The 14,800-nt window shown below is 59.7% G+C and carries 9 protein-coding genes and 1 rRNA gene; 3 read left to right on the top strand and 7 right to left on the bottom strand.

All coding sequences use genetic code 11. From position 1 onward, the window contains the following. The first annotated feature begins 90 nt into the window (after positions 1–90). Positions 91–206 (top strand): 5S ribosomal RNA (rrf, locus tag ACM6G4_RS15650). A gap of 103 nt (positions 207–309) precedes the next feature. On the opposite strand, the gene ACM6G4_RS15645 is transcribed toward rrf, so the two are convergent. The 5 genes from ACM6G4_RS15645 to ACM6G4_RS15625 form a co-directional block, all read right to left on the bottom strand. Continuing rightward, positions 310–777 (bottom strand): SRPBCC family protein, encoded by a 468-nt coding sequence (locus tag ACM6G4_RS15645; protein ID WP_409079476.1) that lies wholly within the window; start codon positions 775–777, stop codon positions 310–312. Positions 778–799: 22 nt separating this feature from the next. Continuing rightward, positions 800–4,207 carry an amino acid adenylation domain-containing protein gene (locus ACM6G4_RS15640; protein WP_414914052.1) on the bottom strand — a complete coding sequence of 1,136 codons (3,408 nt, stop codon included), beginning with the start codon at positions 4,205–4,207 and terminating at the stop codon, positions 800–802. Between the two features lie 13 nt (positions 4,208–4,220). Beyond that, positions 4,221–5,150, bottom strand: coding sequence for a diiron oxygenase (locus ACM6G4_RS15635; protein ID WP_414914051.1), 930 nt, complete (start codon positions 5,148–5,150; stop codon positions 4,221–4,223). Continuing rightward, complete coding sequence (locus ACM6G4_RS15630; RefSeq protein ID WP_414914050.1) at positions 5,147–5,923, bottom strand: DUF3050 domain-containing protein; 777 nt, start codon at positions 5,921–5,923, stop codon at positions 5,147–5,149. Before ACM6G4_RS15630 ends, ACM6G4_RS15635 begins: the two co-directional genes overlap by 4 nt. A gap of 724 nt (positions 5,924–6,647) precedes the next feature. Beyond that, positions 6,648–7,358, bottom strand: a complete 711-nt coding sequence (locus ACM6G4_RS15625; RefSeq protein WP_414914049.1) for a GntR family transcriptional regulator — start codon at positions 7,356–7,358, stop codon at positions 6,648–6,650. Between the two features lie 196 nt (positions 7,359–7,554). On the opposite strand from ACM6G4_RS15625, the gene lapG reads away from it, so the two are divergent. Continuing rightward, entirely contained in the window at positions 7,555–8,247 is a 693-nt protein-coding gene (gene lapG / locus ACM6G4_RS15620) for a cysteine protease LapG (RefSeq protein ID WP_056727019.1), read from the top strand. A gap of 14 nt (positions 8,248–8,261) precedes the next feature. Then, a complete protein-coding gene (gene lapD, locus ACM6G4_RS15615) occupies positions 8,262–10,217 on the top strand; it encodes a cyclic di-GMP receptor LapD (protein ID WP_414914048.1) in 1,956 nt (651 codons plus the stop codon). A gap of 45 nt (positions 10,218–10,262) precedes the next feature. Here lapD and ACM6G4_RS15610 read toward each other — a convergent pair whose 3' ends face one another. Together ACM6G4_RS15610 and ACM6G4_RS15605 are read right to left on the bottom strand one after the other, a co-directional pair. Then, entirely contained in the window at positions 10,263–10,601 is a 339-nt protein-coding gene (locus tag ACM6G4_RS15610; RefSeq protein ID WP_056727017.1) for a hypothetical protein, read from the bottom strand. A gap of 146 nt (positions 10,602–10,747) precedes the next feature. Beyond that, positions 10,748–14,800: beta strand repeat-containing protein (locus ACM6G4_RS15605; protein WP_414914047.1), on the bottom strand; the 4,053-nt coding region annotated here is incomplete at its 5' end.

Raw genomic sequence — 14,800 nt, 5'->3', positions numbered from 1 at the left:
AATTGCGAAAGCAGTTGGGGTTTTGTTTTTAGTAGAAGTCACCAGTTTTCACCGGCACGTTAAAGTTCTAACGGGCTGGTCACAGAATTTCTTGACGACCATAGAGCGTTGGAACCACCTGATCCCATCCCGAACTCAGCAGTGAAACGATGCATCGCCGATGGTAGTGTGGGGTTTCCCCATGTGAGAGTAGGTCATCGTCAAGATTGAATTCCGAAACCCCTGTCTGCTAACGCAGACAGGGGTTTTGTCGTTTCAGGGGTACTGAAAAGCCCGTTGTGGAGTCTCTCCACAACGGGCTTTTTCGTCTTAAGCAAACAGCTTCAGCACATTGTTCATCGCATCATCGGCAAAACCCTGTACGAAAGCCTTGAAGCCCGGTATCGCCTCGGCGCCACCTTGGGCAGGTTCGGCGATGATGGTCCAGGTGGCTCGGGACTGGCCCGCACCCAGTGGTTCAACGCTCATCGCTGCCCACAGATTGGCCACACCCAGGGTGTTGTAGATAGTGGTCCAGGTCATGTGCCGTGCCTGGTCGTCCCGGGAGTTGAGTTGCTCGACTACCAGGTTGCCATCCTTGAAAAACTTTTTGCGCAGCGATGACACACCATCACCGGTCATCTCAATGTGCGACAGCGCCGGGATGAAGCGATCGAAGCCGGCAAAATTGCCGACTACGGCCCATACCTGAGTGGCATCGGCAGGTACGTCCACCGAGGACGCCACATGGCAGCCTTGAGGGTTTTTGATCAGCGTGTCGGGTTGCAGAGTGCTCATGGTCTTGCTCCGTTGGGTTGAGTCAGATGAAATTGATTTCTTTGAGGTAGTCGCAGCCGCGACGCAGCAGCGCCGGGGACTTTTGCGGGTAGTGCGTGCCCATCAGCCGAACACCGGCCTGGGCGTTGTCGTGACCGATCATCGAGATGTCGCCGATGTCCTCCTCGAAGCCGTTGAGGTAGAACCCCAGCACGCCGTACAACGCGTTGTCGCTGTCGACCCGACCCAGTTGCTGCTGCCAGTCGGCAACGCTGACCATCGCGAATTCGCGCCCTGCTTCGCGGAAGGACGCCACGTAGTTGTCCCAGCTCAAGGGCTCGGGGTTGTGCAGGTTGAATACCGCTTGCTCCGGCTGATAACGACTGGCGTGGAAAGCGATGAATCGGGCGAGAAAGTCCACCGGCATCAAGTCGAAGTTCAAGGCGAACTCCGGCACCTGCCCCAGCTGGATCGAGCCCTTGAGCATCAGCATCAGGCGATTCTTGTGCGGCTGGCACACGCCCGTGAGGCTGTTGAAACTGATGTTGCCGGGGCGGTAGAGATTGACCCGCACCCCAAGCTCCCGCGCCCGTTCGAGGATCCGCTCGCCGACCCATTTGGACAGGTTGTAGCCGTTCTTGATGTAGATCGGTGGTGTGGGTGCAGCCGGCAACTCAAGCACTCGGCCGTCGGCGGATATCGTGCTGGAGGCCGAGAGCGTCGAGACGAAGTTGAAGATTTTTTTGCTGCGTCCTTCGCACAGGCGCAAACATTCGAAAATCGGCTCGACGTTGTCACGGGCCAGCGACTCGTAATCGAGGACGTGATTGACGTTCGCCGCGTTGTGCACCAGTGCGCCAAACTCCTGATCCAGTCGCTGGTAAACCTCAGCTGCCAAACCGAGTTCCGGCCGCGTGATGTCTGCCGCGTAAACCCGCACCCGGTTCATATCCAGATGCTCCAGACGGTTCTCCCGCAACGCCTGGGCAAAGCGCTCGTCCGCCGATTGCCCGTTGCCATCGCGAACCAGGCAAGCGACTTCGCTGGCACCCCAGGCCAGCAACGCATCGACGATGTGTACACCGACAAAACTGTTGGCACCGGTGACGATCACCTTGTGCACATCGCCCATGCGGCTGACGGGCAGCGGCTGAACATCCAGCTCGCGGAAGGCATCGCGCATGGCCTGTTCGCTCAGCACTTCTTCGCTGCCGGAACCCCGCACCAAAGTCGCCAGTTTCTCGAGAGTGGGGAGTTCGATGAAACGGTTGATCGAGATGCTGCGCCCGAACTCCTCGCGCAATCGCAGGAGCATGCGCGACAGCAGGATCGAGTGCCCGCCCAGATTGAAGAAGCTTTCGTCGGTGGAAATATCGCTCGCCGGGAGCTCCAGCAACTCGGCCCAGATCTCCAACAGCAGGGCCTCATCGGCGCTGGCGGGCAGACGTCTTGAAGAGTGCTCGGTGACGTTGAGCGCCAGCTCCAGAAGCGCCTTGCGGTCGACCTTGCCATTACTGGCATAGGGCATGGCTGTCAGCTCGGTCCATGCAAGGGGGCGCATGTAGTCCGGCAGGTGTTGTGTCGCGTGGGCCTTCAACTGGCGAACGCTATCGGGCTGGTCGTCCCGGGGCTGGGCAACGAAAGCCAGTATCCGTCGCTGGCTATCTATGACCACGGCAACCTGGCGGTACAACTGGCTGTCGCGCAGGCAGCGCTCAATCTCTTGCGGCTCGACCCGGAAGCCGCGAATCTTCACCTGATGATCACGCCGACCGCACAGCTCGATCCCTTCAGCCGTCCACTTTGCCATGTCTCCGGTGCGATAGACACGCAACCTCCGGCCGTCAGGCAAGTTCAAGTGCAGATAGCGTTCAGCGGTTTGCTGCGGGTTGTTCAGGTAACCCAGACACACACCCGGGCCGGCGATGTACAACTCACCAACGGTCTGTTCGGCCACGGGGTGAAAGTCGTCATCGAGAATCAACACCTGGCTGTTGGCGATTGGAGCGCCCAGAGAACGGTTGCTGTCGCCTGCCTGGAGTTTGCGCGCGGTAATCAGCACCGTGGCTTCGGTGGGCCCGTAGAGGTTGTAGAGCTTGCCCTGGCGGCTCAGTTGTTCGATGACCCACGGCTCGCAGACATCGCCGCCGGTCATCACATGATCCAGGCACTGCAATTGTTCCAGCGGGAGGATGCTCAACAAGGCCGGCGGTAAAAAGGCGTGGCTCAGTTGCCGATGACGAATCAGCTCCACCAGTTGCAGGGGATCGCGGCGTTGGTCATCGCCGGGCACGATCATCTCGGCGCCTTGCAACAGGGTGGGGAAGATGTCGATCAGCGATGAGTCGAATCCCAACGAAGAAAACTGTAATACCCGGCTCTGGCGGGTCAGCTGCACATAGTCGGCGTACCAGTGGGTGAAGTGCGCAAGGTTGGCCTGGCTGAGCAACACGCCCTTCGGATGACCGGTGGTACCCGAGGTGTAGAGCGCCATGCAGGGCGCATCGAGGTCGGGGCGTTGGCGCATCAAGGGTTGAGTGAGGTCGGCGTCATGGGCGTCGATTCTGCTGATGTCCAGCCCTGGCATCTCGTACGCCAGGGGATGCTCACCGTCATGCAGCAACAACACCGCGCCGGCATTCGACAGGATGTACTGCTGACGTTGCAACGGATGGCCCGGCTCCAGCGGCAAGTACACCGCGCCGCTGCCCAGGATCGCCAGGATTCCCGCATACAGCGCGCGGCATTTAGGTAAGCAGATCCCGATGACGACCGGGCCTTGATGCTGCTCCAGAAGCGGTCGCAGACGTTGCTCGATGGCGCGGCTGTGGGCGTGCAACTGGCGATAGTCGAGGGTGTCGCCGTCGATGCTCAAGGCCGGATGGTCGGCGCTCTGGATGCATTGCTGTTCCAGGCTTTCGATCATCGGCGTTAACGCGAGTTGCTGCAGTCTTGGGTCAGCGGTGGCATTGAGCCGATGCACGAACGTGAGGCTTTCCAGGAACCGCAGGCACTCGATGCGCTCGAAGCGGGCAGATACGGCGGGTTCGGCGAGCCGAAAATAGTCGGCATCGCGCGAGTAGCGGCTGACCAGCAGCGCCACATGGTCAACCAGTGCTGTCATGGCCTGCATACGCAACGCCTGGCCGTTACCCGACGGTTCATCGGCGATGGGTACGCGGCTCAGCAGTGTTGAACCATGCCAGCACAGTACGTCCAGCGATGGCAGGCCGGACGCCTGCGGCAGGCGAAGGCCCAACTGCAATGTCAGGCGTGGCGCCTGACAGGTGAACTCAAGCGACGTGCCATCGTCGATCAGTAGATCCGCAGGCCCCGGCATTTCGTCGAGTGCGGATATCCGCGTCAGTGAGTGACCGTGTTGTTCGAGTTCCAATGCCAGGTCGGTCAGGGCCTGGCTTTTTCCGGTGAGCAAGATGTCGAGACGTCTCATGATGGGCTCCTCGTCAAACCAGGTAGTCGCTGAGGGCGGTTTGTACGCACAGCGAATCGAGCAGCGAACTGCTGTGGAAAAACCGCACAATGTTGGCCACCAGCGGGTGATGGCGATTGATCGGGAAGGCCAGTGCAGACACTTCGTTCTTGAGGGCGTGACGCGTCGCGTCGTTGATCTGCAGTGCGTCGATCAAGCGGAAGTCGAAGGATTTCTGGATGTCGTTGGTCAGGTAATGAGCAATGAACACCGGCAGGATCTGCGCGATGCACTGGCGGTCTTCTGCACTTGCGGCATGCCAGTAGATGCGTACCAGCCGCGCCCAAAAACCGGAATGGCGCCCCTCATCGAGCAAGTGATCAGCCATCAGGCCCTTGATCGATTGCTTGACCGTGTCGTCCTTGGCGAACGCGGCGACATCACCGGTCACCGTGTTTTCGGCGATGGCCACACAGATCAGTTCTACGGCGCTGCGCAGGTGCTCCGGAGCGAGTGCCACGGCCACCGGTATCGCCCGGCTCAGCTCGATTTCATCCGGCAATTCAATGGGAGGGATGCCGGTCATGGCGATGGTCTGTTGCATGAAATCCATCGCCACCAGCGCGTGGTAATCCTCGTCCACCACCACAGTCATGGCGTCGTAGCGGCAGGCGAACGGAAACTCGACCGCAAAACGATTCTTGGCAATGCTGCGGGCGGTTTTGTCGACGATCTCGGTTTCGAAAATCACCACATCGCTGATGAACTTGTAGAGGGTCTGTACCAGGGCGAAGTCGCGCTGTTCCGGGCATTCGCGCAGAAAGGTTTCGCTCAGCGCCAACGGTTGGCGGCTCAAGGGGTAGATCAGTTTGTCGTCGTTCTCCAGCACGCGGCGCGGGCGGGTGCGGATGGTCGCGCGGCTCTCCCAGGCGTCGGCGAACGATTGGTAGTCGGCGGCGTTCATGCGTTCACCTCCACGACGTATTCGCTCATGCTCAGGCGCAACCCGTCCCACAGGGCGATACGACTTTCCACGGCAGCGATGGCGCTCGCATACACGTCTTCCTGCCGTTGCGGGTCGCTATCGACCAGTCGTGACAGGAGCTTTTCCGCTGCCGGGCCGTGGTCCTCGGAATCGACCTCAATGTGCCGTTCGAGGTAGTACCGGAAAGTCGGCGCTTGCTCGATGCCGATGCCCCAATCGTCGAGGATGCGCTGGAACATCTGCGGGATAACGCTCTCGCGACCGTGCAGAAACGCTGCGGCCACACTATGACCCGGCGCATGCAGTGCGGTGTGAAGCGTATGACGGACGAAATTGGCGGCCGCCGGATCGATCTTGACGCTCTGCAAGGCCATGTCGTAGTTCACGCCTTCTTGCTGCAGAGCCACGAAACGCTCGATGGCAACGGTGCAGGCGCCGACCTCGCGCATTGCATCCAGGTACAACTCGAAGTGGCTGTAGTGACCCAGAGCCGGGCGATCATCCGACTCCTCACCCAGTACGATCTCGTTGATCAACCGCGCGGCCTGGGGATCCTGCGGTGGAAGCCAGGGCAGTCGCACGCAGGTCAGCTCCTGTTGCAGGCGCTTGGTCAGCGACATGAAGTCCCATACGGCAAACACGTGGGTTTCCATGAAGCGTCGCAGGACCGGCAGCGAATGTATTTCAGAGAAGATCGGGTGTTTGCCAAGTTCTGATTTTTTTTGAAGCAGACGTTCTTTAATTGGTTTCATGGATGAGCCTGTAAATGATCCTTGGTGAGAAGTCATCAAGCACTGAAGTTCGTTGGAAGTTTTTTCCTGGCGAACGGGTACCTCAAACTAATTGATCTTTTTCAGTGCCATGGATGCCAAGTGGGTTAGGCGTTGCAGCCGTTTGTGGCTGGCGACGAAGAAAAACTAATACACATATAAAGTGTCGATCAAGTTGTTTTGTTATTATTTCAATATTCAACTTTTTCGAGAATGACAAGTTCCAATAAAACTATTTAGGTTGGTTTTATTTTGGCGTAGTTACTCCTTCCGGCTTATATGAGTCAAAATTGAATAAAGAGTGAATGCCTCACTCGAAGTAACTTTTTACGGGCGTCGTTGGGAATGTCTGAGGGGGTGGAAGCGGGTCGCGAGCGATGCCGATCCTTCCGTTCCCGTGATGAGGCTCCTTCCTTCGCTTCTGGGGGCAGGGGTTGCTCCATTCGAACGGAGCGTCACCCGTTTTTTGTCCTGGTTATCCAGAGTGGGCGTAAATCGAGGTGGCCGCCATTACTGAGGCATCACGCAAATGTTGCAATGGTCGGGTTTCAAGGCGGCGAGGCGTTGCGGCGCGGTATGGCGCTGCAAGGGCGGCGTGGTATGGGGGAAGGGGATTTGTAATCAAATTATTCGCGGAGCATTTGGAGGGATGCGCGGCAAGCGGGGTGAACCCTTCGGTACGCTCCCCCGGGCTTGCCGCCGAGGGTTACTTCGACCTGTTCCTGGCCTGGACTTCAGGGCTGTTGAGGTAGCGCGTAATGACCTCGACCCCTCGGTTCAGGTGATGTTCGAGCAGCTTCACGGAGCGTTCGACGTCCCGCTCTGCAGCAGCCTGCAACAGTGCCTTGTGGTCATCCTGGGACAGTTTGCCCAGGCCCATGGCTTCCAGGTTGAAGCGCAGGAACCGCTCTTCTTCGTTCAGGCCGTCTTCGACCAGTTTCAACAGCCGGCGATTCGGCGCCTGGCTGTAAAGCGTCATGTGGAACAAGCGATTGAGCCGACCGATTTCGGTGTAGTCGCTTTCCGTTTCCAGTTCGTCGATGTAGCGGGCAGCCTCTTCGAGATCTTCTTCCCGAAGCAGTGGCACCGAGAGACGCAGGGCTTCGGATTCCAGCAGGATGCGCAGCGCGTAGGTTTCCACGGCATCGCCCTGGACCAGCGGCGCGACCACGGCACCCTTGTGGGCAACCACGTTGAGCAACGACTGTGCTTCGAGTTGGCGCAAGGCTTCGCGTACGGGCATGCGGCTGACGCCGAACAGGTCGGCGAGGTCTTGCTGGCGCAGGGCCGCACCGCAAGGAATGCGCCCGTCGAGTATGGCCGCGCGCAGGGTTTCTTCGATCACCGAGCGTGCCATGTGTGCGGGAATCGGCCCGTTGACCTTGATACTGCTGAGAGGGTTGGGCTTTTGTGTCACTAAACGCACCCTGATTGATGGAATATTTTTGGATCCAAATGACACTAGTAACTGACTGACTGCTTGTCAAACAAGCTCTCGAGTGCCTTTCTTGCAGTTTAGCGCGCCGCCAGTGATCTCACCGTGCCATTGTCTTTTTCCGGGCTAACCTTCACCATTCGAACGATTCCCTCCTGCCTATCCAGGATGCCTCGCATTGGCGGCAAGTTTAACGATCCCCCGGGTTTTACGCTGGCTGTGCAGCGCATTGCTGCTGACTGGCGTAATGCTGGGCAGCTTGAGCGCCGATTGGGATTTTTCCCTGATCAGCCGGCGGGCGCAGGCATTGTACGGACCTTTGGGAGAAGGTCAGCAACGCATTAATGATTGGCAATACTTATTGACTAGCCAGAAGCAGATCGGCGAGCTGGAACAACTCAATGTAGTCAATCACTTCTTCAACCAGCAGCTGCGATACGTCGAAGACATCGATCTGTGGCATGAAGTCGACTACTGGGAAACCCCGATCCAAGCCCTCTGGAAAGGCGCCGGCGACTGTGAAGACTACGCTATCGCCAAGTACTTCAGCCTGCGGCACCTCGGTGTAGCCAGTGAAAAGCTGCGTATCACCTATGTCAAGGCGCTGACCCAGAACCGTGCGCACATGGTACTGACTTACTACGCGAGCCCGGAAGCCGAGCCCCTGGTACTCGACAGCCTGATTGATGCAATCAAGCCGGCAGGCCAACGGAAGGATTTGCTGCCGGTCTACTCTTTCAATGCCGAAGGGATGTGGTTGCCGGGTGCCAAGGGCAATAAAAAGGTCGGCGATACCAAACGCCTTTCGCGTTGGCAGGATGTGTTGAAAAAAATGCAGGCCGAAGGATTCCCGGTCGAGACGACTAACTAGGAGCACGTGCTCAGATGTCTTTGTTCAAACAGCTGTTGATTGCTATCTGTCTGTTCCTGGTGGTCGCCTTCACCGGCAGTTTCATGGTCAGTCTGGAGAGCTCGCGTACTCAGTACGTCAACCAGTTGCGCTCCCATGCCCAGGACGCCGCGACGGCGCTGGCGCTGTCCCTGACACCGAACATCGACGACCCGGCGATGGTTGAGTTGCTGGTCAGCTCGATTTTCGACAGCGGTTACTACGCGAGTATCCGCGTGGTCGATCTGAAGACCGACCAGACCCTGGTCGAGCGTACGGGTATTCCGGCGGTCAATAATGTTCCGGACTGGTTCGTCAAACTGATCGGCCTTGAGCCCGCCGGTGGTGATGCGATCGTCAGCCGTGGCTGGGAACAGGCTGCCCGGGTCGAGGTGGTCAGCCACCCGATGTTCGCGCTGGCCAAGTTGTGGCAAAGCGCTTTGGGTAGCCTGGGCTGGTTGCTGCTGTGTGGCGCGGTCAGTGCGGTACTCGGCGCGCTGTTGCTGCGTCAGCAATTGAGACCGCTGGATTACATGGTCAAGCAATCCCACGCCATCGCCCGGCGGGAATTCCTCAGCCTGCCGGAACTGCCGCGTACCCCAGAACTTCGCCGGGTAGTGCAGGCCATGAACCAGATGGTCGAAAAGCTCAAGGCGCTGTTCCAGGAGCAGGCCGAACGCAGTGAAAAACTGCGGGTCGAGTCCTATCAGGACTCGTTGACCGGGCTGGCCAATCGGCGATATTTCGAGATGCAACTGAATGCGCGGGTAAGCAACCCGGAGCAGGCCAGTTCCGGTTATCTGCTGCTTTTGCGGGTCAAGGATCTGGCCGGTCTCAACCAGCGACTCGGTGGCCAGCGCACCGATGAAGTGCTTAAGGCCGTCGGTGAGCAACTGTCTCGTGAGTGCGCCAAATACCCGGAAACCCAGAACCTGGTCACCCGTATCCGTGGCGGCGAATTTGCCGTACTGGCACCGGGGCTGGTGCGCGCGGAAGCGCTGCAATTGGCACAGAACCTCGACAGTGCCCTGGCCAGTCTTCACGCGACCGGCGCGACCGGCGCGACCGATGTGGCTGCCGTGGCGTCTATCGGGCTGGCGCCTTTTGCTCATGGCGACTCGCCGCAAACCGTTCTCAGCCTTGGCGACCAGGCGCTGGCGCAGGCCGAAGGCCAGGGCGAGCAGAACTGGGCCTGTATCGAGCACAGTCTCGCGGCCAGTGTCGGCGACGATCACCACGCCTGGCACCGCATGCTCGACCAGGCGCTGACACAGCGGCGTTTCGAGCTGTATTTCCAACCGGTAGTGGCCGCCCAGGACACGCAACTGGTGCTGCACTACAAAGTGTTGTCGCGACTGCTCGACGAACACGGCCAGACCATCCCCGCCGGGCGTTTTCTGCCCTGGCTGGAGCGCTTCGGCTGGACTGCACGTCTGGATCGGCTGATGCTCGAGCGGGTGCTGGAGCAAATGAGCGGGCATGAGGAGTCGCTGGCGCTGAACCTGTCGTCGGCTACCCTGGCCGACCCGCAGGCGCAAAACAAAATCTTCGAGATACTGCGCGCGCACTCCAACCTCGGCCCACGCCTGACCCTGGAGATTGGCGAAGAGCAACTGCCTGACCAGGCGGTGCTGGAGCAACTGACCCGGCGCCTGCGCGAACTCGGGTTCTCCCTGAGCCTGCAACGTTTCGGCGGCCGCTTCAGCATGATCGGCAACCTGGCTCGGTTGGGGCTGGCTTACCTGAAAATCGATGGCAGCTACATTCGGTCGATTGACGAGGAGAGCGACAAACGCCTGTTCATCGAAGCGATCCAGCGAGCGGCGCACAGCATTGATCTGCCGCTGATTGCCGAGCGGGTCGAGACAGAAGGGGAGTTGTCGGTGATTCGCGAGATGGGGCTATACGGTGTGCAGGGCCAGCTGTTCGGCGAACCCAAGCCCTGGGGTTGATGTGATCGCTCCCACGCCGTGCGTGGGAATGATCGCAGGGGCGCGTCAGATCAGCCCGGTCTCTTCATCATCGATCAATTGGCTCAAGCCACCCAAGGCTTCACGGGCCTGGTTTCGGTCCATGAGCTTGGCCTGGGCCGCCGTCGGCAGGTCGGTGACGCGGATCACGCCTTTCTGGGTCAGCACCTGAATCAAGTCGTCGAGTACCCGGATCATTTCCAGGTCACTTTGCTTGAGCTGTTTGAGGCTGTTCTCCACAGCCGCGTTGGCAAACCAGGCCTGAATCTCATGATTGTCGGCCGCCAGCGTTTCCGTGGCCTCGGCGTAGGCGGCGGGTTCCACGCGTATCAACAGGCCCTGCGCATCGCGTTGCACGTAAAACATTGAGCATCCCTCGGAATGGAACCAGCGTCGTGCTGTCAGCAGCATAGGTCAACTGCACGCCAGTATGTGGCGCCGCGACGAAATCGTCACCGGGCAGTGGACGCAATCGTGACGACCGCCCCATAGGGGGCGGCCGTTTCCGTGCATCAGCTGTTGTTGTGATCGATTTTGATGGTCGGGTCGCTACCGGCAATCAGGTTGTGCAGGTTAGCGCTCGACCAGTTGTTGCCTTCCAGCTTGATCGTCACGTCCGGCGTGGCGGCTGCGGCGTTGCCCGAGTTGAACTGGCCGGCCGAGCTGACTTGCAACGACGACACGCCATCGACGGTGCTGATCTTCAGGAAGTTGTCGATGGTGCTGCCGGTTTCTCCCTGCAACAGATCACGCAGGTCGATCCGGTCGCCTTCGCTGGCCTTGAAGTCCTTGATCACGTCGTTGCCGGTGTCGCCCGCTTTCCAGACGAAGGTATCACCGCCAGTACCACCGATCAGGATGTCGCTGCCCTGTCCGCCCATCAACGTGTCGTTACCGGTGCCGCCGAGCAGGATGTCATTGCCCTTGCCACCGTCGAGGTTGTCGTTACCGCCCGAGCCGAACAGGATGTCATTGCCGGCACCGCCCAGCAGGGTGTCGTTGCCGTCATGGGCACCGGACAGATCGAACGCGTTGTAATGCTCGGTGATGTATTGGTGCACATTACTGGTGGTGACTTTGCTGACTTCCACGCCGGATTGCTGCGCCACGAAGGCTTGCATGGCCTGGTAACCCTCGCCGGCAATGCCGTTGAAGCTCACCAGGTCGCCGAACAGGATGTCGTTGCCTTCGCCACCGCTGACGGTGTCGTGACCCGGCATCGTCGCTTCGGTGTGGCCGATGATCGAGTTGGCCAGATCCTTCGGATCGATGTTGGTTTGTGGCAATTGATTCGAGTCATACGGCTTCAGGTCGTTGAGGCTCACGCCGTTGTTGAGGCCAATAGCCTCGACATTCGACAGGTTGCTTAGCAGTGCAAAGCTGCCGGTGGAGTTGCTGGTGGTGTCCCAGTCAGTGCTGCTGCCGTCGCCGTCACGCCCCGAGAACTCGTAGGTGCCGTCACCCTGGGCATGCAGATAGCCGAAGTCCTTGGATGACCAGCTACTTCCGTTGCCGTTGCCATTTCCGTTATTGCCGTTGCTGCTCTTGGTCCAGACCGTCACTTGGCCCGAGGCGGAAATGTCGATCTGGTGCGTGCTGTCGGGGAACAGGCTGATCGCTTTACCCAACTGATAGTTACTGGTGGTGATCAGGCTATCGAGCGTTGTGCTGCCATACAGGGTCGGGTTGGTCGACTCGCCGCTCTGGTAGTAAGTCGGCTTGCCGTCAGTAATGAAATACGTGAGGTTCTTCGCCCCGGTGTTGGCCACGACGTCCGCACTCTGGAACCAGTTGGCCGTGGTTTTGAACACGTCCTCGTAGTTGGTGCCGCCGCCGGACGACATCGAGTCCAGAGTCGCCTTCAACTGAGTCAGCGCATTCGAGTCATTGAGGTTCACCGACACCGACTTGTTGACCTGGGTGTCGAAGTCCACCAGGAAGATGTTCACCGTACCCGAGTTGCTGCCCAGGCTTTGCTTGAGGGTGTTGAACACCGACGTCAGCGAGTCCTTGGCCGAGCTGATCGACGACGAACTCATACTGCCGGAGCTGTCGACCATGAACGCGATGTTGTAGTTGGTGCCCGGCACCACGGTCAGGCCGCCGATGTCGGCGACGATGATGTCATTGCCGTCGGTGCCGGTGACGGTGTCATCGGCCGCGGTGGCGGTGACAGCGTTGTAGGCCGCCGGGTACACGGTCACGGGGATCTGCGAAGTGCTGCTGGCCGAACCACCCAGGGCCTCGGTGGAAGTCGAGGTCACGGTCAGGTTGAACTGGCCGTTGTAGTACGGTGGCGCGGTGACGGTCAGAGAGCCGAGGTTCCAGCCTGTCACATTGGCCTCGCCATTGGACGCGGTGACCGTGAAGGTATGTCCCGCGCCGTCGGTGAGCACCGAGCCGACCGGCATGCCGCTGATCTTCAGGCTCAGGCTTTCCGAGCCGTCGGTGTCGGTCAGCGCGGTGGTGATGGCGGACAGTTTCACACTGGTGCCTTCGGCGCCGGTATTGAGTTTGTAACCGTCGTAGTAGCCTTCGCCATTGGTGCCGTGCAAGTCGGACACGGTCACGCCGGCATTCACCAGGTCCGGGACGCCGGTGTAAATCGGTACGCCGGCACTGCTCAGGTCGATCGGCGTGCTGCCATTGACCGACAGGTTGACGTCATAGCTGCCCGGGCCACTCTGGTTGTGGTGGTAGATGTCCAGGGTGTAGTAGCCGCTGGTGGTCGGGGTGTACGAACCGTTGAGGTTGCCGCCCGCACCCCAGGTGATCGCAGCGACGTTCTTGCCGCCGATGGTCACCAGCAGGCTGTCATCGCCAATACCGCTGAAAGTGTAGGTCTTGCCGGCTTCGAGGTAGATCAGGCCGGAAGTTTTCGACGCCGTACCGGCGGTTACGCTACCGTCGGACTGCACGTTGGTCACGGTGCCTTTGGAGTTCGCCGTGCCAGCGGCGTCGATCACGTTTTTCAGCGTGGTCGAGTCCGCGCCATTGCCGCTGGTGCCCAGGCCCGACAGACCGGTCCAGACTTCCTTGATCAACCCGGTGGACCTTACGCTGTTGTCGGCAACGCTCAGGGTCGGGGCATCCGCCACTGGAGTGATGTCGATCTTGATCGTGCCGGTGTTGCCCAGCGTCTGGCCGTCGGTTGGCTGGAACTGGAGTTGCGCGTAGTCAGCCTTTTGGTCGCCAGTGCCAGGGCCGTAACCGTCCACGCCCGACTCGTTGGCATCCGGCATGAAGCGAAGTTTGCCCGCGTCGATATCAGTCTTGCTGAACGTCTGGTTGGCGGCGACATCTTTCCAGGTCGAACCGTCCAGGTACTGCAGTTTGCCCTCGCCCGGCAGCTGGGTGATTTTCACGCCCAGGTTGGTGGCCGGACTGTCGATGTCGCTGACGCCGAAGGTCGACCAGCCGAGGATCAGCGGCGTGTCTTCGGTGCCGGTGACGTTGACCGGTGCTGCGACCGGTGCGTCATTGACCGCCACCACGTTGACCGTGGTGGTCGCGGTGTTGGAGTAGTTGCTGCCATCGGTCACCGTCACAGTGATGATGCGCGGCACGGTGCTCGGATCTTCACTGTTGTTGGTGAAGGTGATGTTTTTGATCTGCTGCATGTAGTCGGCCAGCGTCGCGTTACCCGACAGGGTCAGGGTGACGGTGCCGTTGGTGCTGTTGGCATTGATGGTAATGCCGTTGACGCTGTTGCCCAGGTTCAGGGCATCGCCGTCCTGACGGTTGGTCAGCACGATGGTCGCGCCGGTCAGCAGGGTGCTGTCCGGGTCGGTGATGCTCAGGTCGGTATCGCCAATCGACACGCCAGGGCCGGCAGTGTTTTCGGTGAACGTCACCTTGTAATCGGCTCCGGTGGCGCCGCTGGAGTTGTTGGCATCGAGGTCCAGTGCTGGCGGTGCGTCGTTGTCGATGATCGAAGTGCCGACGCTGCCGTTGGACGTGCTGATCTCCAGGTTCTCGAAGTTGCCTCCGGTGGCCGAGTCGATCTTGACCACGAAGTTTTCGGTGCTTTCGGTGATCCGGTCATCGATGGTCGAAATGTCGAACGGCACGCTGCTGGCATTCGCCGGGATCTTGACTGTCGTCACACCGGTGAAGTCCGCACCATTGGCTGCGGTGCCGGAGTAGGTCAGGGTTACGGTCACTTCACCGTGAGCCGGGTTGGTCAGCGCGAGGGTGTAATGTGCGGCCTGACCCTCGACGACAGATGTATCACCCGAGATGCTGATGGTGGTGACGTCACCGGTGTTGGCTGGCGTATTTGGCGTACCCGAACCTGCTTCGTCGGTGACGGCAGTGGTGAACTGGTCCTTGCCCAGGGTCAACTTCTCGAAATTGTCTGCGCCAGTAACGCTCTCGAGCTTGTTGACGATGGACGGCTGGCCGCCGGTGTAGACATCATCCTTGGCAATGATGGTGGCGGAACCGGTCGCGGTATTGGCTGGGACGGTGACTTTGGTGCCATCGGAGAGGGTGAACTCCAGCGGGCCGTGGTTATTGACCGGCAGACCGGCCGCGTTGGTCAGGGTCACGGTGTAGGTGACCTG

The organism is Pseudomonas sp. IT-P258, from assembly GCF_949767825.1.
GTDB classification, from domain to species: Bacteria; Pseudomonadota; Gammaproteobacteria; order Pseudomonadales; family Pseudomonadaceae; genus Aquipseudomonas; species Aquipseudomonas monachiensis.
Note: the sequence above shows the minus strand (reverse complement) of the source record. Positions and strands in the feature narration are given on the sequence as shown.

Excerpts from the sequence above, each read along its gene's own strand:
- ACM6G4_RS15645 (WP_409079476.1), bottom strand. The coding sequence starts at position 777 with ATGAGCACTCTGCAACCCGACACGCTGATCAAAAACCCTCAAGGCTGC.
- ACM6G4_RS15640 (WP_414914052.1), bottom strand. The coding sequence starts at position 4,207 with ATGAGACGTCTCGACATCTTGCTCACCGGAAAAAGCCAGGCCCTGACC.
- ACM6G4_RS15635 (WP_414914051.1), bottom strand. The coding sequence starts at position 5,150 with ATGAACGCCGCCGACTACCAATCGTTCGCCGACGCCTGGGAGAGCCGC.
- ACM6G4_RS15630 (WP_414914050.1), bottom strand. The coding sequence starts at position 5,923 with ATGAAACCAATTAAAGAACGTCTGCTTCAAAAAAAATCAGAACTTGGC.
- lapD (WP_414914048.1), top strand. The coding sequence starts at position 8,262 with ATGTCTTTGTTCAAACAGCTGTTGATTGCTATCTGTCTGTTCCTGGTG.
- ACM6G4_RS15610 (WP_056727017.1), bottom strand. The coding sequence starts at position 10,601 with ATGTTTTACGTGCAACGCGATGCGCAGGGCCTGTTGATACGCGTGGAA.